Annotated in this window: 16 protein-coding genes; 5 read left to right on the top strand and 11 right to left on the bottom strand. The window is 41.1% G+C overall.

What is annotated here, in order from left to right; translation table 11 throughout:
• Nucleotides 1–136: 136 nt before the first annotated feature.
• Together ABF638_RS24790 and ABF638_RS24785 are read right to left on the bottom strand one after the other, a co-directional pair.
• Nucleotides 137–1,159, bottom strand: coding sequence for a tetratricopeptide repeat protein (locus tag ABF638_RS24790; RefSeq protein ID WP_435025579.1), 1,023 nt, complete (start codon nucleotides 1,157–1,159; stop codon nucleotides 137–139).
• Between the two features lie 249 nt (nucleotides 1,160–1,408).
• Nucleotides 1,409–1,567: a GNAT family N-acetyltransferase gene (locus ABF638_RS24785; RefSeq protein WP_435025578.1), complete on the bottom strand. Its 159-nt coding sequence runs from the start codon at nucleotides 1,565–1,567 to the stop codon at nucleotides 1,409–1,411.
• A 76-nt stretch (nucleotides 1,568–1,643) separates the two neighbouring features.
• On the opposite strand from ABF638_RS24785, the gene ABF638_RS24780 reads away from it, so the two are divergent.
• Nucleotides 1,644–3,524, top strand: a complete 1,881-nt coding sequence (locus ABF638_RS24780) for an ABC transporter ATP-binding protein (protein ID WP_435025577.1) — start codon at nucleotides 1,644–1,646, stop codon at nucleotides 3,522–3,524.
• Between the two features lie 336 nt (nucleotides 3,525–3,860).
• Here ABF638_RS24780 and ABF638_RS24775 read toward each other — a convergent pair whose 3' ends face one another.
• The 4 genes from ABF638_RS24775 to ABF638_RS24760 all read right to left on the bottom strand — a co-directional run bounded on the left by ABF638_RS24775 (nucleotide 3,861) and on the right by ABF638_RS24760 (nucleotide 8,912).
• Nucleotides 3,861–4,652: an IS5 family transposase gene (locus ABF638_RS24775; protein WP_435025576.1), complete on the bottom strand. Its 792-nt coding sequence runs from the start codon at nucleotides 4,650–4,652 to the stop codon at nucleotides 3,861–3,863.
• Nucleotides 4,653–4,949: 297 nt separating this feature from the next.
• Nucleotides 4,950–5,597 (bottom strand): acetoacetate decarboxylase family protein, encoded by a 648-nt coding sequence (locus ABF638_RS24770; protein ID WP_435025575.1) that lies wholly within the window; start codon nucleotides 5,595–5,597, stop codon nucleotides 4,950–4,952.
• Between the two features lie 156 nt (nucleotides 5,598–5,753).
• Nucleotides 5,754–7,658: a molecular chaperone DnaK gene (dnaK, locus tag ABF638_RS24765; protein ID WP_069074449.1), complete on the bottom strand. Its 1,905-nt coding sequence runs from the start codon at nucleotides 7,656–7,658 to the stop codon at nucleotides 5,754–5,756.
• A 438-nt stretch (nucleotides 7,659–8,096) separates the two neighbouring features.
• Entirely contained in the window at nucleotides 8,097–8,912 is an 816-nt protein-coding gene (locus tag ABF638_RS24760) for an SDR family oxidoreductase (RefSeq protein WP_435025574.1), read from the bottom strand.
• Nucleotides 8,913–9,294: 382 nt separating this feature from the next.
• Between ABF638_RS24760 and ABF638_RS24755 the strand changes: the two genes are divergently transcribed.
• Nucleotides 9,295–9,435 (top strand): hypothetical protein, encoded by a 141-nt coding sequence (locus tag ABF638_RS24755; protein WP_176727200.1) that lies wholly within the window; start codon nucleotides 9,295–9,297, stop codon nucleotides 9,433–9,435.
• A 62-nt stretch (nucleotides 9,436–9,497) separates the two neighbouring features.
• Nucleotides 9,498–10,970, top strand: a complete 1,473-nt coding sequence (locus ABF638_RS24750; RefSeq protein WP_435025573.1) for a sensor histidine kinase — start codon at nucleotides 9,498–9,500, stop codon at nucleotides 10,968–10,970.
• A gap of 308 nt (nucleotides 10,971–11,278) precedes the next feature.
• Here ABF638_RS24750 and ABF638_RS24745 read toward each other — a convergent pair whose 3' ends face one another.
• The 5 genes from ABF638_RS24745 to ABF638_RS24725 form a co-directional block, all read right to left on the bottom strand.
• Complete coding sequence (locus ABF638_RS24745) at nucleotides 11,279–12,637, bottom strand: IS4 family transposase (RefSeq protein ID WP_435025572.1); 1,359 nt, start codon at nucleotides 12,635–12,637, stop codon at nucleotides 11,279–11,281.
• A gap of 336 nt (nucleotides 12,638–12,973) precedes the next feature.
• Nucleotides 12,974–13,666 (bottom strand): DevA family ABC transporter ATP-binding protein, encoded by a 693-nt coding sequence (locus ABF638_RS24740; RefSeq protein WP_435025571.1) that lies wholly within the window; start codon nucleotides 13,664–13,666, stop codon nucleotides 12,974–12,976.
• A gap of 23 nt (nucleotides 13,667–13,689) precedes the next feature.
• Nucleotides 13,690–14,862 (bottom strand): ABC transporter permease DevC, encoded by a 1,173-nt coding sequence (devC, locus tag ABF638_RS24735; RefSeq protein WP_435025569.1) that lies wholly within the window; start codon nucleotides 14,860–14,862, stop codon nucleotides 13,690–13,692.
• Nucleotides 14,863–15,007: 145 nt separating this feature from the next.
• Complete coding sequence (locus ABF638_RS24730; RefSeq protein ID WP_435025567.1) at nucleotides 15,008–16,213, bottom strand: ABC exporter membrane fusion protein; 1,206 nt, start codon at nucleotides 16,211–16,213, stop codon at nucleotides 15,008–15,010.
• Between the two features lie 312 nt (nucleotides 16,214–16,525).
• Nucleotides 16,526–16,849, bottom strand: coding sequence for a hypothetical protein (locus ABF638_RS24725; RefSeq protein WP_069074443.1), 324 nt, complete (start codon nucleotides 16,847–16,849; stop codon nucleotides 16,526–16,528).
• A 1,109-nt stretch (nucleotides 16,850–17,958) separates the two neighbouring features.
• On the opposite strand from ABF638_RS24725, the gene ABF638_RS24720 reads away from it, so the two are divergent.
• Together ABF638_RS24720 and ABF638_RS24715 are read left to right on the top strand one after the other, a co-directional pair.
• On the top strand, nucleotides 17,959–18,321 hold the full coding sequence (locus ABF638_RS24720; protein ID WP_435025566.1) for a hypothetical protein: 363 nt from the start codon (nucleotides 17,959–17,961) through the stop codon (nucleotides 18,319–18,321).
• A gap of 726 nt (nucleotides 18,322–19,047) precedes the next feature.
• Nucleotides 19,048–22,253, top strand: a 3,206-nt coding sequence (locus tag ABF638_RS24715) for a beta-ketoacyl synthase N-terminal-like domain-containing protein (protein WP_435025565.1), incomplete at its 3' end; no start/stop codon positions are given.

Genomic DNA, 22,253 nt, shown 5'->3' with positions numbered 1-22,253 from the left:
ACGTTCGCGGAGCGTCTCGTAGAGAAGAGAGCAATTACGTTTTGTGACAGGGATTTAGACCTCGACACAAAACGCACTGTCCTTCAAAGGCTAGGACTTAAACCCCCAAAGTTCATTAAAAACTGCCCTTGTAAAGCTACAGAGAATCTATGAACTGCTGTACTTTTTCCAGGAGTGGCTGATGTTCGATTTGCTCTGCTAACTCTTGGGCATTTTGGTAACACGATCGCGCCAACTTTTTGCGTTTGGTTGTGGCGTAAAGGGTTCCCATATTCAGTAAGGTTGAAATTTCTCCAAGAGAATCGCCCAGCTGTTGATAAATTGTCATGGCTTGTTTGTAGAACTTCATGGCTTGGCGGTGCTGGGCCAGGGAGCTGTAGGTAAAACCAATGTTGTGGAGGGTTGTTGCCTCGCCAGAGCGATCGCCAATTGCCTGACGTGTCAAAAGAACTTGATAGTAAAGTAACAGCGCTTGTTTGGGTTTTCCTAAATCATGATAGACAGAAGCAATGTTGTTTAAGGTGGTTGCTTCTGTGAGCAAATTCTTGACAGCTCGTTGAATTGGAAGTGCTGCTTCAAAAAATTCTAGCGCTTGCTCAAACTTGCCTAAGACATTGTAAGCAAACCCAATGCCATTTAGGGTTGTTGCCTCACCAGAAAAGTCACCTAACAATCGCCGCATCCTCAAAATTTGATGTTGTAGCAACAGCGCCCGTTTCGGTTCTCCCAACCGCGTATAGATTAGCGCCACATCATTGAGAGTAGAAATTTCTCCTTGAGAATCTTGCAATCGCCTAAAGATTGGTAGTGATTTGTCAAAATATTCCAACGCTTGCGAAAAGCGTCCAAGACGGCTGTAGGTAGAACCCAAATTGCTAAGTGCAGTTGCTTGTGCTGGCGCGTTGCCAATTTCATTAGCAACCGAAAGCGCCTGATGAAAGCGCTCTAATGCTCTTTGAGGTTGCCAGCAACTGAGGTGGGCTAAACCAAGGTCATTTAATGTATAACCTTCTCTGGCTCGGTCTGGAATTGCTCTAGCCAAGTGTAAATTCTTGGTAGCCAGATCCAGATACTCTTGAAATTTCCCTCGCTGATAGTAGTGGTTTGCTTCATCACGACGTTGTTCCCACTCTTTGACTTGATTTAAAGGTTGCGTCATCTGACCTCAGTTGCACTCTGCGATAAATAGGCAGGACATCTCTATGGGAATGAACCCCTCTTAGGTTTCCCAAATTTTAACCTTTATCTTCTATCTTTAGATATAAGACGTAAACAGAGAAGTATGGTATTATTCCATACTTACAAAGATATATATGAAGCAATTAATACAAATAATCTAGTAAGAGCGCGCAACTATACGTTCCTACAAAATATTTAGATTCCAATTGTGAATGGTAGGCTTTCCGGTTTAATACTTGTACAGGGCTTCTTTGACCTGATCTTTAGGTATAGGCCCTCTAGGTGAATATCTCATAACTTCTGGGTTAGTCAAAATGGAAGCTAGTTCATCTAAATCTTGAGGAGTATAGGGTCTTAGTAGCAATCTTGCGGTTTCTATCTCAGGCATGGTATCGGGGTAGCAAGACAAACACTACTTTAAACAAGCGTGTTTTTTTCCAAACATTAAATATAATGCTCTTACTATGAGCATCTACCAATCTCTCAAAAAATCTTATACCCAAGACCGACGGCGTGAGAATGACTGGCGGTTGTTTTTGCGTTTAGTGCCCTATGCCCGTCGTAGTGGACGACTATTGGCGCTGTCAATGTGCTTACTCGTACCGATCGCGCTAGCTAATGCCATACAACCGCTGTTGATTGGCCAAGTAATCTCTCTGATTCGCAATGAACCTAGCACTTACGAATTTCTCAGGAATCGCCCCTTATCTCAAGGGCTAAATATCCTGGAGGGATTATTGGTAATTGCGATCGCAATCCGATTGATTTTGACAGGTTTCCAAGGTTACATAGTACAGAAGCTAGGGCAACAAATCACCGCAGCAATTCGCCAAGACTTATTCCAGCACGTCACATCTCTAGCAGTACGGTTTTTTGACCGCACGCCCGTAGGTAAATTAATCACCAGAATCACCAGCGATGTGGAAGTGTTAGGCGATGTCTTTTCTACTGGGGCAATTGGCATTGTATCCAATTTGTTTTCGATGCTGGTGATTTTAGGTTTAATGTTTTCCATCCAATGGCAACTTACCTGCTTGCTGCTAGTGATGTTATTACCAGTTACCTGGGTAATTGTTTACATCCAGCAACAGTACCGCAAAGCCAATTACAAAGGGCGGGAAGAACTTTCTATATTGAACTCACAGCTACAAGAAAATGTTCTTGGCATTAATGTAGTGCAGTTGTTCCGCAGGGAAAAATTTAATGCCGAATTGTTTCGCGCCACAAACAGCCGCTACACTCAGCAAATGGATCAAACCATCTTTTATGATTCATTTATTTCAGCAACCTTGGAATGGATTGGACTGATTGCGATCGCAGGTGTTTTGTTGATGGGTGGTTGGTTACTCTTGGGAGAAAGGTTGACTTTCGGGACATTAGCTGCATTTATCTTGTATGCCCAGCAATTATTTGACCCTTTAAGGGATTTTGCGGAAAAATTTACAGTAATTCAAGCTGGTTTTACTGCCATTGAGCGCGTAGGCGATATATTAGATGAACCGATAGAAATCCGCGATCGCGCCAATGTCCGCTTCTCAATATTTGATGCGAAATTTGGCTACATAGACGAGATCCTGGCAAATCTAGAATCCCCAGACCTCACTTCCCCGCCAGAACTAGGAGAAATTCGCTTCGATCACGTCTGGTTTGCTTACAAAAATGATGATTACGTAATTAAAGACTTAGATTTCACCATTAATCCTGGTGAAAGAGTGGCATTAGTCGGCCCTACAGGTGCGGGTAAGACTTCGATTATCCGGCTTTTGTGCCGCCTCTACGAACCCACCCAAGGACGCATTCTCATTGATGGCGTCGATATTCGGGAAGTGCCACAAGCAGAACTGCGGCGCTACATGGCAGTAATTTTACAAGAAGGCTTTTTGTTTGCTGGCGATGTTAAAAGCAACATTTCTTTAGGAGATGGCTATACCATTGAACAGATTCAACAAGCAGCAGAAGAAACCAACATTGCCCAGTTTATAGAAGAACTACCCCAAGGCTATGATACTCAACTGCGAGAACGGGGGACAAATATTTCTAGTGGTCAAAAGCAACTTTTAGCCTTTGCACGAGCTGCCATTCGCAGTCCCCAAATTTTGGTACTAGATGAGGCTACCGCTAGTTTGGATGTTGGCACAGAAGCTTTAGTTCAAGAGGCATTAAACCAGCTTTTGCTCAGACGTACCGCCATTATTATCGCTCACCGCCTGTCTACGATTCGCAATGTAGACCGGATTTTTGTTCTGAAGCGTGGCGAATTAATCGAACAGGGAAGCCATGATCAATTATTGCGAGAAGGAGGGCTTTATGCCACTTTGCATAACTTACAGATGTTGGGAACTTAGGAAACTTTCAGAATTATCCCAAGCTTAAGATTAGATATCAATTTATTAGAAGAAAATTCAGAAATCTTGTAATTTCCAATAAAAACCCTACTATTGATTAACAGTAGGGAAAATTTGTTAATTGTGTCGTTTTCTCAAGCTTGCTAATTAAGTAAACATTTAAATTTAAAAAATAGCTAAATATTGCACGAGATAATCCATCTAATCTGTCCCTTATAGTTTAAAGTGACCAACTTATGTTTACTTTTTTAGGTATAGATATAGCTACAAAATAAAAGTACCGCATTCCGGATTATGCCCTGAGAGGATGTTTTAAAAGTCAAAGCTAGTCAAAAATTATGCTAGTCGTCTGACCATAATACGAATCATTGCTATATAGATGAAAGTCTCTGAAGTCTGGGGAAGCCGTTCATAATCCTTACTCAACCGCCGACACCAGTTAAGCCATCCAAATGTTCTTTCCACCACCCACCGTTTTGGTAATAAAACAAAACCTTTCTTCTCCAAGGGTCTGAGAACGATTTCAACAATCCACCGAAACATATCCATTACCCAGTGCATAAAATCTTCTCCTCGATATCCTCCATCCATCCAAATTGTATTTAAGCGTTTGACCTTATACCCCATTTGATGAACTTGTTGTAGGACTTTCTTACCTCCCTCACGTTCTGGAACACTAGCAGCAGTAACCAAAACCCTTAAAACTAGCCCTAACATATCTACGCTCAGATGTCGTTTGCGTCCATGTATCTTTTTTCCTGCGTCATAGCCCACTTCGATAGATATCATCGTTGCCGTTTCCACTGATTGGCTATCAACTGCGGCTTCTGATGGGCTAGGTTCACGCAGAGCGTCTGCCCTCACCCATCTATAGAGTTGGTCGTGGACTTTCAACCATGTACCATCTTTACTCCATCTCCAGAAATAACCATAAACTGTTGACCATGTGGGAAAATCCCCAGGTAAGCCTCGCCATGTACACCCCTCACACAGAACATAAAGAATCGCATTCACCACTGCAAATAATGCTAATTTCCGTGGACGACCACCCAGCTTTTCTTCTGGGAACAGGTCTGAAATTAATTCCCACTGTTCCCATGTCAAATTGCTACGGTATGCTTTAATCATTCGCTCATAAGGTGCTGTTATCTACAAATCTCAGCATAAGCCTTGTGAGCTTTCTTACAATAGTCCCCCACTTTTAAAACATCCTCTGAATATATTAAAAGCAACTTGATATTAGACATTGCCTTCCTGTCAAATTTAACGCTCGTTACAAAGCAACTATAGGACTCATATTTGATATCTGAAAAAACTCAGTACAACTAAGAAGCCTTCTTTCCTATTGCCTATTGCCTATTGCCTGCCTACGCAAATCAGTTCAGAAATCAAAGCGGATTCCTATACCTTTAGGCATGGGTTAATCTAAAATCTAAAATCCAAAATTGATTGACCTATCACTTTTGGGGCATCAACCCGCAGATTCATCTGCTCACAACGCACAGTTAACCAAGGTTGACCTAAACCCATTTCAGAAAAAGGACTTTCGGCGGGGATTTCTAGCTTAGAACCAATCAAACCCAACACAGACTCAAATTCAGCAGGGAATATCAGCAAATCAGCATCCTTGGCGCTGAAACTAGAGACACTTAGCCTCTGTCTCCATGCCAGACTTTGTTGATTGTACTTAAGACTACACAGCTTCCGGTTTTCCTGATGCACACTAACATACTTTCCTTGTTCCCAGGTAAACTCAGCTAGTTCCTTTGGTAGTCCCCAAATTTCTCGACCACCAGCCACCGAATCAGCATTATCTACATAAATGTGAGAAATCCAAGCGCCGATTTTTCTCTGGTAATTAACCAAAGCTGGGACAACAATTAACTCACTATACTCCAGCACCGAGCCTGACCCGTAATTAGATAAATACACGCTAGCAAGGGTTTTACCAGGCCATACAGAAATAATTTCTAACTCTAAGGGAATCAAAGGGCGCACTTGGTCAATATTTACCAAATGCAGAGTTTGGATAGCATAACCGTGAAGTGTCCAAGGTGCTTGTGGATATGGCATAAAGGATTAACGACTTTATATAACTCCTAATTCTTGTACAGACGCGATTTATCGCGTCTCTCCTAACATCCTTTAAAAAAAATCCCCACTCAGGGATTTGCCTGAGTGGGTAATATGAGGTGGAACAAGATAATCTTCCCAAAAGAAGTAGGGGAATTATTTGCTCTCTGTAAAATCAGCGTCAATCACATCATCGCCGCTACCAGAGCTAGATGTAGAACCGCTATCTTGAGGTTCAGCACCAGGTGCAGCACCGCCACCAGCTTGTTGATAGATGTTGCTACCAACAGCGAATAGCGCTTGTTGCAATTCTGGGGTGAGCTTCTTGATTTGCTCATCGTCTTCTTTCGCAACTGCTTCCCGCAGTTCTTTCACTAAACCTTCAACTTTAGTCTTGTCAGCATCCGGAACTTTATCGCCCAATTCTTGTAACTGCTTTTCAGCTTGGTATGCCAAAGAATCGGCTTGGTTCTTGCGTTCAATCTTTTCACGCCGTTCTTTGTCAGATGAAGCGTTCTGTTCAGCTTCTCTCACCATCCGGTCAACGTCATTTTTATCCAGGGTGGAAGCGCCAGTTATGCTGATGGACTGTTCTTTACCAGTGCCTTTGTCCTTAGCAGTGACGTTAAGAATACCATTAGCGTCAATATCGAAGACCACTTCAATTTGAGGGACGCCACGTGGTGCAGGAGGAATACCATCAAGGCGGAAGGTTCCCAAGCTCTTATTATCGTTAGAGAATTCGCGTTCACCTTGCAGAACGTGAATTTCTACGTTGGTTTGACCATCTACAGCGGTGGAGAAAACTTCGGATTTTTTGGTGGGAATTGTGGTGTTGCGAGGGATAATTTTGGTCATCACGCCGCCCAATGTTTCCACACCCAAAGATAGCGGTGTCACGTCTAACAGCAAGATGCCAGTTACATCACCAGCCAGTACCCCGGCTTGAATAGCTGCACCAACTGCTACGACTTCATCAGGGTTCACGCTTTGGTTGGGGTCTTTACCCAATACCTGCTTCACAATCTGCTGTACAGCAGGAATGCGGGTAGAACCACCAACTAATACCACTTCATCAATATCGCCTTTGTTTAACTTGGCATCCCGAAGGGCGTTTTCCACAGGAACACGACAACGGTCGATTAAGTCAGAGCAAAGTTCTTCAAACTGAGCGCGAGTCAGAGTTGTGTCCAGGTGCTTGGGGCCATCCTGGGTTGCGGTGATAAATGGCAGGTTAATTTCTGCTTGGGTAACGCTAGAAAGCTCAATTTTGGCTTTTTCTGCGGCTTCAGTCAGACGTTGTAAAGCTTGTTTGTCTTTCCGGAGGTCAATACCTTCGGCTTTCTTGAACTTATCAGCTAAGAAGTCAACTATTTTTTTATCGAAGTCATCACCGCCAAGGTGGGTATCACCAGATGTGGCTAGTACTTCAAAAACTCCATCTCCTACTTCCAGTACGGATACGTCGAAGGTACCACCACCCAAGTCAAACACGAGAATGGTTTCGTTACTCTTCTTGTCAAACCCATAAGCCAAAGATGCAGCTGTAGGCTCGTTGATAATTCGTAGAACTTCAATCCCGGCAATTTTACCAGCGTCTTTTGTCGCTTGCCGTTGGGAGTCGTTGAAGTATGCCGGAACGGTGATTACAGCTTGGGTTACGGTTTCGCCCAAGTATTTGCTGGCATCTTCAACTAGTTTGCGAAGAACTTTTGCAGAAATTTCTTCAGGAGCAAATGCTTTACCAGCGATTGGACAATCTAATTTGACATTGCCGTTATTGCTGAGGACTTTGTAAGAAACTTCCGTAGCTTCGTTACTCACTTCGTCGTAGCGGCGTCCGATGAAGCGTTTAACTGAGTAAAACGTATTTTCTGTGTTCATCACCGCTTGGCGTTTGGCGATTTGACCAACCAAGTTATCGCCATTTTTAGCAAATGCCACTACTGAGGGTGTTGTCCGAAAACCTTCAGCATTAGCAATTACCGTGGGTTTACCACCTTCCATCACTGCCACGCAGGAGTTCGTTGTTCCTAAGTCAATTCCAACTACTTTTGCCATTTTAGGTGCTGGCTCCGTATAACTACAAATGAATGAATGAGAATATAAAGCACTAAATTTTCAACCAACAGGGTCAAGAAATCAGCCAGTTCAGCATGAATACCTTTGATTCGGCCTTCCTGGGGTTAAAACTCCAGACTAATGCTGATATATATACTGAACCTTAGTGGTAGCCAGTCCATGAAGGGTGGTTTCCCGAACCTTGCTTAGGACGGTTAAACTAACTAAATTGTGTTTTTAGCTGGTTCATGGATTTATTTGTCTTCACTCTGTCTAATGTATGAGAATTAATACTTTCAGCAATTAGGGTGAACCGTAACGTCCGAGTGGTGTTTGCCGTCTTTAGAGGTAATAAACTACAGAAACACTGAGGATTGGGCATCAGACATAGAGCATGGGGCATTGAATAAAATATGACACTCAGCACTTAGCAGTTACTCAGAGTAAAGAAAAAAGAGTTTCCCAATCAATTACAGGCGGTCTTTGTCCTTGGTTGACTATTTCAAAAATTTTCCTAGAACTACTTGGGTAAGAAAGGCATTCCACACAAGCATTTGCTACATCAATCCGGCTGGTATCACCCGAAAGTGTATCCCCAGTACCTACGACCACACCATATTTACCGCCTGTTTTTGCCTTAAGGAGAGTGTTGAGGTCGTATGAGGTATAGGGGCCGTCAATGAGGCGTCCTGGGCGGATAATGGTGTAGGGTAATCCTGAATTAATAATGGACTCTTCGCCCTTTTGTTTGGCATCCAACACACCAAAGGCATTAAGAATACTAAAAGGAAACTGATTTTTACGGAGAATTCCACAGGAAGAGACGAAAACGAATCGCTTCAAATTCCGGGGTGCTGCTGCTACTAGATTGCTTACACCTTGGGCATCGACCTTTTCTGGACTATTCTTTGCTTTTGCTTGACTAGATTTGGGGTTAAGGAAAGTGATGCCCCATTCAAGCAAGTTCGGGGATTGCTCAAATTCCCATCGCTCAGAGGGAAAGGCAGTGGTTCCAGTACAATTTATGATGTGGGTGACATCTGGCATTGCGGCTGGCAGTGTAGCTGGCTGGCGGATGTCACCAACGGCAATTTGCACTCTTTGGTTAAACATCTCTTCAGCTTTGGCGGCATTGCGTGTCAGGACACGAACTTTCACGCCTTTCTCCAACAGCTTGCCTACCACCAGTTGCCCTACTCCACCAGTAGCACCAGCAACTAGTACCAAATCTTCAACTGAATCAAAAGAAGTCATAAAGTGCTTTTAAGATAGTTCATTGTTAATCTACTCAAAAAATGCAATGTCTATGATCGGCTATCCCTACGTACATCGCCGAAACAGGGACTTTCAATAAAAAATATCCCATCACCAAAGAATTGGGTCTGAAACCCCGTGCTTCACGCAAGGTTTTAAAGTAATGAGTAATGAGTAAGGAGTAATGAGTGGATGAAAAATGGGTATTTACTCATTACTTATTACTCATTACTCCTTCTTAAGAGCGCCTTTAGGTCGGTGAGGAGATCAATTTGAGGGTAGGGAAAGTCATTTTGAACATAAATGAGTAAATACCCATTACTCATTACTCATTACTCATTACTTATTTAATTTGGTTCACCAATGATGACACCAAAACTGTATGAATAAAAAATGGGTAAATCTCATCAAAGTCAACAGCCTAGGCGTAGCCCGTCGTAGACATCGCCAAATAGCGGAAATTGCGCCCGAATTGTTCGGTTCTACCACTGTCACCAGTACACAAATGGCTATAACCTCTTAAGTAGTAGTGAAATGTCTACCCTAGACGCTGTTAGTCGCTCTTGAATTAAGGGGTGAAAGCCTGTGTACAAATGGATATTGCCAAGCCTGAGCGAAATCTTGGCTGAAAATCAATCAAGTATAGCTGAATGTTCACCTGCCAAAGCAGAGCGGCAGTGGCGTGTCAGCCTAGCAGCGACAGAACATTTGCTATTAAAGACTTTAGCAACTGCCTCGGTTGACACAACCCAAGGATTAGTTTTAGCTGCACCCGCACCCTTATTTAGTCAGCCAAAACTGACTCAAAGCTTAGAAACAGTAACTTTTACCGCAAAACCATTCAACCCCTTGGCGCTGATGCCATTTCAGATGCCGTGTGCGATGCCTGGGTTGGACTACGCCAACGAATTTGTAAATGAAGAAATTGCTCCTCATGAATCGGTACTTCCCTTACTACCTGCTGATCCACTCGGTACGGAACAATTTTGCTTAGTTTTTACAGATAAATTTAGATTAGTGCTGGTTTTAGCAACCCACAAAAACGGTAAAAAAACCTTTTCATTTTCTTTTGAGCCAGAGGTAGTACAGCAAGCTTGGCGATCGCTAGGGGCAAGGGTAATGCTAGCTAATCCAGAGTTCTTTGCCCGCCTGGATGCATTGGTAGAACAGTATTCTCCGGTAGCACCAGACTACCGAATTATGATTGAGTTTAGCCAGTTGTTGCTTCAAGAAGTAACAGAAGCAGAAGAGACTAGAGACTCTTTACTAGGAACTGGGGACAAGGAGAATAACCCATGCCCAATTCCCAACGCCCAATGCCCAATCCCCCATACCCAATCCCCAAATCCTGATGTAGAATTGCTCCAAGCTTTTGCTCACGAAGTCCGCACACCTTTAACCACGATTCGCACTATGACTCGTCTGCTGCTGAAACGGCGAGACTTAGATGCTAGCGTGATCAATCGCTTAAAAGTTATCGATCATGAGTGTACCGAGCAAATTGATCGCATGGAGTTGCTGTTTAAGGCAGCAGAACTGGAAACTACTACCTCAGCAAAATCCTCAAAAACTCAACTCACGCCGATGTCTTTAGATCAAGTGTTGCAGCAAAGTATTCCCCGTTGGGAACAAGCAGCACATCGGCGGAACTTAACTTTAAATGTTGTTTTACCCCAGCAACTACCAACAGTGGTGAGCAATCCCACCATGCTGGATCAGGTACTTACTGGTTTGATGGAAAATTTTACTCGCAGTTTACCCGCAGGTAGCCATATTCAGGTACAAGTTATCCCGGCTGGAGATCAACTTAAGTTACAATTATCGCCCCAATTTGGGTGCAAAGATTCAAATAAAGCCGCCACACCTGCAACACCACCAATTCGCAAAGCCCTTGGTCAACTGCTGATGTTCCAACCAGAAACGGGTACGATTAGTTTGAATATCGCCGCAACCAAACATTTATTCCAGGCGATCGGTGGCAAACTGATTGTACGCCAGCGTCCACACTATGGGGAAGTTTTGACGATTTTCTTGCCTTTAGAAGTTAGCAATAAATAGAAACTAGGAGTCAAAGCAATTCGCAATTGTGAATTCGCAATGGGCTAACGCCCCGCTCCGCTAACGCAATTAAATCAGTGTCGTTATTTATGTCTCACGAATAGTCAGATAGATTTATGAGCCTACTTAGAGGATGTTTGAAAAGTTTCTCTCTGTAACTTTAGGCACTTTTGATCCCCCCTAACCCCCCTTAAAAAGCTATCCATTAGTCACATCTTTCTTAACAAAAGCTAAAAGCTAATTCTCAACAGGATTGGAATTGCTGGATGACAATAGGAGGACTAGACAAACAGCAGAAAGTATGAGTGTTAGCATTGATGGGCTAATTTCCAAGTAGCAGCGATATCATGTAATCGCCGTAACCCTTTCCAAATAGTTTTCACGCCAGGTTCTCCATCACCTTTACGACCAAGAAAACCACCGAGGCTAGCAATCATACGTACTGCTGCTCTTAATGTCGGTGGTATCTTGGGTGGAATGGGGTTTTTGCTGACAGTGACACATAAAGATTGCCATTCGACAGTATTTAAAACAGTCTCACAACAGATATCTGGATTTTGCCTAGCTTCGTAAGTGAGCCATAACAATCGCCATGCCACAATGGAATATGTTGCTAATGCCATTTCCAGTCTTCTGGCGGTTTCAAGTTGTAATTCTTCGATTCTGCAACCACTTTTCAAGGTATAGTGATAACGTTCGATTAACCAACGGTATGTATACCATTCGATACAGCGTGCTGCATCTTTCACACTATTGATTTCCAGTGTTGTTAACAATAACCAACTAATTGCTGTTATACCTGATGGTGGGTTTTCTTCCTCTGCTAAAATTACCTGTAGTTTGACTGGCTTTATTTGCGAACGCCCAATTTTATTTCTGGGTACCTCGATTTCTATCGTTTCGTATCTAATTGTTAGTTTTGCTATCCGGGCTGGTCTTTCTGGATTACGTTTTACTGAGACTTCAATCTTTCCACGCACTGCACTTGAGCGAATTGCTTCATGTAGATAATTCGCTGTATGGTTGACTCTCCTATTGTGAGTTCCCCGGATGAGTAAATGGCAATTATCTGGTCTTTCTTGGTGAAATAAATCAAATATATCTGCTTCTGAATCTGCTACCGTTATAATTTTTGTTTTCTTGGCTAACAATGTGTTTGTTCGTTCTAATCCGTCTAACCAGCGTTGGCTTTCTTTTTCTTGTGTTTGTCTCTGACGGCGTTTTTTTGCTATCCCTAAATCTTCTATATCTCTCACCCATATTTGTTGGTCTATTATTCCCAGAGGCACTCCTTTTATGCTCGCTATTAATGTTGAATGTACTTTTAATCCAAAACTTTTTTTATGATCTAAATATCCTATTCCTTTTGTCTCTGGATGACTTGTTACATCCATATTTGTTGTGTCCTGTATGGCTAAGACTATTTCCTCTGCTTTTGCCCTTTCGACTGTACTTTTACTATGTCCATGACTGATATCTGCTGCTTTTATATACGGCGAACTCCATAAATCGTATGCTGCTGTTGTTGCTGCTAGAGTCCCACATGCTTGCGGTACACTACTTGTTGGTTGTGCTGCCAAGTCTTCTACTAGCTTGATTAGGCGCTTGTTTCTGCGCGCATCTCCCAAATTTACATACCTCAATTCCGATGCTGCCCACCTTTCCATTTTTCATTCCCCTCTGTTTTCTCCTCCTCAAAACTATATCTATCAACCTTTTCGGCTTTATTTAAGTATTTTTACGTTTTGTTGAGAAAGATCCGGGTAATGGATAGCTTAAAAAGGGGGGAACTGGAGTCAAAGTCCCCCTTTTTAAGGGGGATTTAGGGGGATCTAAAACTTTTGATACCGACAAAAGGACTTTTCAAACAACCTCTTAAATCAAGTCTCCTTACACCACACTAAAAAGCCGTAAAATATTTAAAATTTCTACGGCTTTTCTTTTTTTATTGTAGATAAAAACAGTAAATGATTTAGCAATTAGCTCATGTGTTCGTTTAATTATCACGAAACTTCTTTGACCAGATAACCATCTTCCATATGAATTATGCGATCTGCAATATCTAAAATTCTATTGTCGTGAGTGACCATTAAAATAGCACAATTCTGTTCTTTAGCTAGTTGCTGCATCAAGGTGACAACATCTCGGCCTGTCTTACTGTCTAAAGCTGCTGTCGGTTCATCAGCTAAAACTAATTTGGGATGACTTACTAAAGCACGAGCAATAGCTACCCGTTGTTTTTGTCCTCCAGAAAGATCAGACGGATAATAATTTACTCTATTCTCCAATTTTACAGCACTGAGTATCGCTTCTGATTTTTTGCGAGCTTCCAATTCAGAAATGTTTTTGTGTAATTCAAGTGACATTTGAACATTCTGTCTCGCTGTTAAGAAATCTAGCAAGTTGTGAGCTTGAAAAATATAGCCAATATGCCGACGTACTTGAACTAATTGCTGATTAGTAGCTCCAGAAAGCTCCTGACCGATAAATTTCAAACTTCCTTCTTGGACAGAACGTAACCCACCAATTAAAGTCAGTAAAGTTGTTTTTCCTGAACCTGATGGCCCAGTCATAATCACAATTTCTCCATAATTGATATTAAAATTAATATCAGATAATACCTGACTTCGTATTTTTTTATCGCCGAAGTAGTGATTAAGATTTTCTATGGTGACAATGAATTTTTGTTTAAGCATTTTATTTATACACTAGATTTAATCTAGAAAATATCTGCTGGATCTACATTTCGGAGTTTATTTGTAGATAAGAACCCTGAAGTTAAACACATTAATGTTGCTGAAATTAATACTAAGATGGCTTTATCTGTAGTCATGATAACTGGTAATTTAGTAGCATTTTTTGATACATCATATAGGGCTATAGATATAGCCAAACCCGGAACATAACCTAGAGATGCTAAAATTAAAGCTTGTTGAAAAACTACACTTAATAAGTATTTATTTTTGAATCCCATTGCTTTTAAAGTTGCATATTCAGTTAAATGACTAGAAATATTACTATAAAGTATTTGATAAACAACGATTACACCAACAACAAACCCCATTAACACCATCAAATTAAACACGAACCCAATAGGTGTTCTAAGAGACCAATAGGCTTTTTCCAAAGCAATAAAGTCTTTGCGGGTAATAACTCTTACATCTTTGGGTAACTTGGCTGATAAATCTGCTAAAACTTTTTGGGGGTTGGCACCAGGTTTGAGTTTAATTAATCCTATATCTATTTTTTGTACCGGACGATCTTGAAATATTCGCAGAAAAGTTGAAGAACTAACGATTAAATTTCCATCAACACCAAAAGAAGGCCCTAGTTTAAATAAACCACCAATTTTAACTCTGTAACCAACTAATCCGGTATAGCTAAATATTTCAACTTTTATATCTTTTCCTTGCTCAAAATCTTTAGCGATCGCACCAAATTCTGGTCGAGAATCGCGGTCAAATAAAACGACGTTAGGGATTCTGATTAGATTAAGTTTCTCTTCAATATTTGGAAACTTAAAAATTGATCTAACTGGATCAAATCCAAGCACGTATAGTGGAAACTTTAGACCATTATTGGGGTTTTTAAACTTAGCGAATTGTACATATAAAGGGCTAACTGATTCTACACTATCAAAACCTAATACCTGATATAAATTTGAACGAAAAAAGCTTTGGTTTGATGTTAGAGATTTATATTGGGCACTAATTAAAAATAAGTCCCCTTCTAGATTTTTATGCAACTGGGTAGCACTATCATAGAGGGCAGCTTGGAAACCAATTTGCATAAACATTAGAACTGCAACAAAAGCAATTCCAGCTAAAGCTACAAGAAAGCGAATCTTTTGTCGAGCTAATTGTAGCCAAGCTAAGGGGATATTGAGAATCATTTGGTAAACCTCAAGGATAGAAATTAGACTAAATTGAGGAAAAGTGCTTTGTTTAAATCAAGATTTTTTAGCGTATCCTAATTACAAATTAATCTTAGGCAATTTAGGAAGATTTTGTGAGTTAAAAAAGCTCTATTGAGAAGTACTAAATATCAATCATTACCTCCACCTGTAAATCAGTCAAGCCAGCAATTTGCTGGTTGTCTTCCATATTGTCAATACGAATTTTTACATCAACTATTTTGTTGTCAGTATCTGCTTGAGGATTGCTATTAAAGATATTTTGTTTGCCAATTTGCAAACCAATATCTGCGACTTTTCCTCGTAATTTCCCTGGCAAAGCATCGCTAGTAATAATGGCCGACTGACCTAGACGCACTTTTTTAATATCAGTTTCATAGACTTCTGCTACCACATACATTTGTTGTGTACGACCTAAATCAGCTATTCCTGTATTGCCGATAACTTCTCCAGGCCAAGCATTAATTTTCATGATTTGCCCGGTTATAGGCGATCGCACAATACTTAAATCCCACTCTGCCTTAGCCTGGTTAACTGAGGCTACTGCACTTTCGACATCAGCTTGGGCTGCTGCTATATCGGTAGGACGAATCTCAGCAATACTTTTGAGTCTGGCTTTGGCCTCAGTTAACTGCTTTTGCAGAGTTTCTACAGTGCGGTTGAGAGAAGCCCTAGCTTCATTGAGTTGCTGTTGAACTGTATCTACTCGCAAACGTTTAGTATCTGCGTCGGAAGCTGAAATCGCCCCGTCTTTGTATAACTGTTGATATCGCTGATTTTCGCTTTCAGCATTTTGCCACTCAGCCTCTAAACGAGCGATCGTTGCTTGTTGTGCAGAGGTTTCTCCACGCAACTCAGCTTCTAAACGAGCAATGGTTGCTTTTTGTGCAGAGATATCTCCAGCTTTTGCACCAGCTTTTACCTGGTTGAGACTAGCTTGGGCAACTAGGACTTGTTGCTGGGCTTTTTCTAGGGCTGCAAGACGAGGAAAATAACTGTCTAGAATTGCAACTACTTGCCCCTGTCGTACCCTATCTCCTTTATTTACCATGAGTTTTGTGACCCTTACACCCCCTTGGGATTCTGGGGCCGACAGACGAATAACTTCTCCTTGAGGTTCTAAACGTCCTAAAGCAGCAATAGCAGTCATTTTAGGAGAACTATTTGGGGTAGCTAAAGGCTCAACTTTTGAGGACAACTGAAATCGTGAAAAGGTATAGAAAGTAACAGCACCAGTCGCTACAGCCATAGTAGTTGCTAACATGACCGGCCACCAACCTACAGGTTTGATGAATGGTTTTATGAATGACTGTTTTTGTTTTTGTACCATAATTTTAATGAGGGAATGAAGCCCCCCTTCAAAAGGGGGGTTGAGGGGTTCTTCCGAAGCCAGATATCACTAACACTAAGGGTATTGATTCATCAATCTATTAGTAGAATCAAACCACTGTGCAGAGTCACTAATCATTAGTTATTAGTCCAAGAGAAATCACACCCACTCCTGAAGGTGGTTTGAATTAGTCCGATGAAAGACAAAGTTTTTCCACCCACAAGGAACGGGGTATGCACCAATGACCAATGACTACTTAATCAACTTTCGGTAGAGTCATTTGGTACTTTATGCATCTAATCAGAGATAGCTCTATTTGTTTAGCACTACCTCTTTTTTAGTTTTAACGATCGCCAAGTATTCGCTGCGAGTTCCATCTATGCGATAGTGGTCGCAAATTTGGCAGAGCTTCAAAATATCCAAACGACTAAATACTTTTTGATGCTCAATGCCATTGTCATTTCTCCATCGCCAGAAAGTTGTCCGATCAATGCGGCGATTACTTTCTGGCCATCTTCGTCTGGATAAAAAATCTACTAGTTCCTCTTCAAAAAACGAGTAGCCTTTTGGTAACTTCAGGAGTTCTTCTCTTAACTTAATTAGCGGTATGAGTGGATCTAGCTCAGATAGTCTCATGCCAGCAAGCCCTTATATTTTCGTGACAGTAAAATTATGCAGAACGCTTCATACAACACGGGTCATCGCATTAAATTGCATTGTCATGCTGTGCGTTTATGAATATATAGAGGAACCAGCAAATCAGGTGAATTTATATTTATCTTCTCCCTATTGATCTATCTCTAGACATTCTTAAACAAACAGTATTGAATTACATCATTTAATCACTTACGATAAACGGAATGATACTCAATTGCAACCCACATGCAACATTGTTGATGATAAATAGCTAGCAACATTTTCGGAATAAATCATAAATAATGTTTGTAATTCTTTATCACTTTTCAACATTGTTATATCCTTGGTATTATTCAGCGTATCGAAATAAGTCTTTGGTTTGCGAGTGATTTTTTGTTAACTAGAGTTTTTCATTCCTTAGATATAGCTACTAGTGGCTATTGTGACATTGTAGCAAATGAATTTTTTTACACTAATAACTTTTTAAAAAATTAGCTTATTGATTAATGCATAATTTATTAAACAAATAAATCAACTTGTGGATAGATGTAAAAGCTATAGCAGCAATTCACAGATACCCAATCTTTGTAAAAACATGATTGCCTGTGTCTTTTAATACGCAAATAAATTACATACAGTCTAACTTGGTTGAGCAATTAATGCTTTTTATTAGCACTTAACCTTCTTCTATCACTCTAGGCATAGTAAACATTTGAAGATAAAATTCACATGCCTGATACGTAGAAAAAATAGCTGCTCACTTTAACTAGATTCCTCAAACTATAAAAGAAGTCTTACATGAATGACGAAAAATTGAATTGGAGTGGCAACATATTAAAAAAGATGAACTATCAGGACAATGTTTGACGGCGAGTTATACCTTGCTTATGCCATAATCAATGGAATTAAAGCAAGGGAAGAAAGTGGAAAGCACAGTGTATAACGTATTAAATTTAACTCTTACTATCAGTTTTAACTTTTCGTTACATAGTTAGAAATTTCCACCCAGATTTACTTACTTAATTCAATGAGAATGATTGAAACGAAGATATATGCAATTTATATGCAATTTCTAAAATGTATTTTTACTATGTGACATACTAATTGAAATGAGTTTTAATAATTATGTGAGTGAAAGCGATCGCCCTCCAAAGACCCTAGATAAAATGAAACTACAGCGATTCATGCTCTCATTGCCAAGCTTTGATAACCAGCGACTGATTTTTCATTCAGCTCGCCAGACTCTTCGCAAAGCTGAAATGGCCCGCGTCGCGGTGCGTGAATGGCTCAATCAACATGATTGTGAGCTAGAAGAGTGGAAAAGTAAAAAAGCTTCTGAGTTGGGAATTAGTATTAGTAGACTTGAACAAAAGCTATTAGCTGCGGCTCAACATCAGGCGATAGCAAGTAAACATCAGGCGATAACAAGTAAAGGAGATAACAATTCTAATCTAGAAGAAGATTCTGTATAATTGAATGCGTAGATTCTGAATAATTTACCTGATGTTAGCTAGCAAATGTGTAACCAAAACTATAGTACTGCTAATTTGAAGTTGCCTACAAAGTTGTGTTTGACAATATTTCATGTGGTAAAAATTATCTCGTCTTATGTAAGTTGCATATCAATTGAAATGGAGAAGCGACTAGTTTAATATTCAGGACAAGCAACGGTTGACAGGATAAAACGGAGTAGGATAAGTTTTCTGGATGAAACTATCCAAGCTAAAGCTGATCAACAACCAGGGCTATTTTATTCTCATCTAGTCCGCCTCAGAATTAATTCTGAGTCTAATAGCGAAATTCGTCTAAAGACGGCTGAGAAAAGATTATAGTTTGTTTTAACAAACTATAGTTATTAGCCTGAAACTTGAGTTATGGACAGTTTATGTCTATAACGGAATAGCCCTGGATCAATAATTTATGTTTTAACGTTGAAATCATCTCTAATTTAAAGAGATTTTCAGATAGGTGAAATAGTCCAGCAAAGAAGTCGGAATTATACATTTAGACTTCAGAATATTGCCATTGCAATCTCTTCCACTCAGGGTTATAACTCTTGAATCTTCAACTCAAAGCATATCAGTCATTATCTATAACCCTAATTCTGTCTAAAAGCTGATCGAATCTACCTTTTTTGTAGAGGTAATATTTTTATAAAAATCTCTACATCTTATAAATCCAATAGTAAAGATAAAGTCATGGCTGCTTCTAGAATTGAAGCTGTTTTGGCACAGTTGCAAGAAGAAGTGAGCAATTGTGAACAGGCTCTAATCAAGCTCATACAGGTGAAAAAAGTTATGGCTGAAAATGCACCACTAACCAGCGAAATAAATACACATCGGCAAAAAACCGATATTGCCATTATCGGGATGGCTTCTATATTTCCCCAATCGAAAAATTTACAGGAATATTGGGAAACAATTATTCACAAAGTTGATTGTATTACTGATATTCCCGCTTCGCGTTGGAATGTAGAGGATTATTATGATCCTAATCCCAGAGCGTTTGATAAAACCTACTGTAAAAGAGGCGGATTTATCCCGGATGTCAATTTCAATCCGATGGAATTTGGCCTGCCACCTAACAGCCTAGAAGTCACAGACATTTCGCAATTGCTAGGTTTACTTGTTGCGAAAGCAGCGATGGAAGATGCCGGTTACGGCGAATCTCGGCAGTTTAGTCGCGATCGCATCGGTGTAATCTTAGGTGTAGCGCTAGGTAGGCAGTTGGCGGTTCCACTGACTGCGAGAATGCAGTACCCAGTTTGGGAAAAAGTTCTCAAAGGTAGCGGTTTATCCGATGAGGATACACAAAAAATCATTGAGAAAATCAAAAGCGCATACGTGCAGTGGGATGAGAATGCCTTCCCAGGTATGCTGGCAAATGTAGTTACAGGAAGAATTGCCAACCGCTTAGATTTGGGTGGAACTAATTGTGTAGTCGATGCCGCCTGTGCAAGTTCATTGGGTGCGCTCAAGATGGCAATTAGTGAGCTAATTGAGCATCGAGCCGATATGATGATCACTGGCGGAGTTGACACCGACAACTCAATTATGGCCTATATGTGTTTCAGCAAAACTCCTGCTGTTTCCCAAGGTGAGAATGTCAAACCTTTTGATGCAGAATCTGATGGGATGATGCTGGGTGAAGGTGTGGGAATGTTAGTCCTGAAGCGCCTTGAGGATGCCCAGCGAGATAATGACCGAATCTATGCAGTCATTAAAGGTATTGGCACTTCTAGCGATGGCCGTTATAAAAGCATCTATGCACCGCGTCCTGAAGGTCAAGTTAGAGCCTTACATCGTGCTTACGAAGATGCCGGATTTTCGCCTACCAGTGTTGGTTTGATTGAAGCACACGGCACTGGCACTATGGCTGGAGATCCAGCCGAATTTTCATCGATAAAAGAAGTTTTTGGCGAAAACAATTCCAAAAAACAACATATTGCCCTCGGCACTGTCAAATCACAGATTGGACATACAAAAGCGGCTGCGGGTGCGGCGAGTTTGATTAAAACGGCTTTGGCTCTCCACCACAAAGTCTTACCAGCCACCATTAATGTCACCAAACCGCATCCTAAATTAGATATTGATAGTTCCCCGTTTTATTTAAATACGGAAACTAGACCTTGGATTAGCAGCGATGAGCAACCAAGACGTGCAGGGGTAAGTTCTTTTGGCTTTGGCGGCACAAATTATCACGTCGTTTTGGAAGAATACACCAGTCAACATCAGCAACCTTATCGTTTACACAAACCTTCCCAGCCGATGTTGCTATTTGCGTCAACACCTGAAGAATTGTTGTCGCGTTGTCAAGAAATTGGACAGCAATTGCAATCCGATACGGGAGAGCAGCTTTATACAGAAATGATTTCGGCGTCTCAATCTTTAGAAATTCCGATCGCAAATGCCAGACTTGGATTTGTTGCTGATTCTCTCACTCAAGCTTGCGACTTATTACAAACAAGTATTGAGTTGCTAAGAAACAAGTTGCAAGCAGAATCATGGGAACATCCCCAAGGAATTTACTACCGCAAAACTGGCATAGCAACAGAGGGGAAGGTGGTTGCCCTATTTTCTGGGCAAGGTTCGCAATATTTAGAGATGGGTCGGGAACTCTTAATTAATTTCCCAGAATTGGGTCAGACCTATGCTCAGATTGACAACCTTTTACGCCAAGACGGTTTGCAGCCCCTTTCGGAGGTTGTTTTCCCTAACCCGGTGTTTGATTTAGATCAAAAGACTGCCCAGATGAAGGTTTTGCAGCAAACAGAATATGCACAGCCGGCGATTGGGGCTTTTAGCACTGGTTTGTACAAGATATTGCAACAAGCTGGGTTTAAGCCTGATTTTGTTGCAGGGCATAGCTTTGGAGAACTTACTGCTCTTTGGGCTGCGGGGGTTTTGAGTGAGAAAGATTACTTTTTCTTAGTCAAAGCTAGGGGTCAAGCGATGGCTGCACCAGAAGATCCGCAGTTAGATGCGGGAGCCATGCTGGCGGTAAAAGGGGATGTTAATCAGGTTACAGAACTGATTCAGAATTTCCCACTGATTACCATTGCTAACCTGAATTCCCCAAATCAGATGGTGTTAGCAGGGACGAAAGCTGAAATTGCCAATGTAGAAGAGGCTCTGAAAACTCAAGGATTTTCTACAATCTTGCTGGGAGTTTCCGCGGCTTTCCATACTCCATTAGTAGCTTATGCACAGCAACCCTTTGCCAGAGCTATTGAAAAAGTTACTTTCAACGAGCCACAAATCCCGGTTTACACCAATGTGACTGGAAAGCGTTACCCCAATGACCCGCAAGTTATTCAAAAAGTCCTCAAAGAACATCTGAGGAATCAGGTGTTGTTTAAGCAGGAAATTGAGAATATTTATGCTGAAGGCGGTCATTGCTTTATTGAATTTGGGCCGCGGAGTGTTCTCACCAACTTGGTAAAAGATATTCTGAGCGATCGCCCTCATTTAGCTGTAGCTTTAAACACCAGTCATCTCAAAGATAGCGATCGCACTTTACGGCAAGCTGTTATTCAGCTGCGCGTTGCTGGATTACCTTTGCAAAACTTAGACCCCTATCAACTGGAGTACAAAATCCCAGAAGCTTCTCCAAATAAGGTCTTGAATGTCCGCTTAAATAGCACCAACTATGTATCAGAAAAAACAAAGCAGTCCTTTGAAAAAGCTATGCAAAATGGGCATCAAGTGAAAGTCACTGTTGGCAATGGTAATCAACCAGCAGAGAAAGTCGCAGTCAATGGTCAATCCACCGTTGGAAATGGCAATAAACCAGTAACAGCTAACCCCTCTCATCCAGCAGAGAAAGTTGCAGTCAACGGTCAATCCACCTTTGGAAATGGCAATAAACCAGCAACAGCTAACCCCTCTCATCCAGCAGAGAAAGT

The organism is Nostoc sp. CALU 1950 (assembly GCF_051172895.1).
GTDB lineage: Bacteria > Cyanobacteriota > Cyanobacteriia > Cyanobacteriales > Nostocaceae > Nostoc > Nostoc edaphicum_A.
This window is presented reverse-complemented; position numbering and strand designations above follow the sequence as displayed.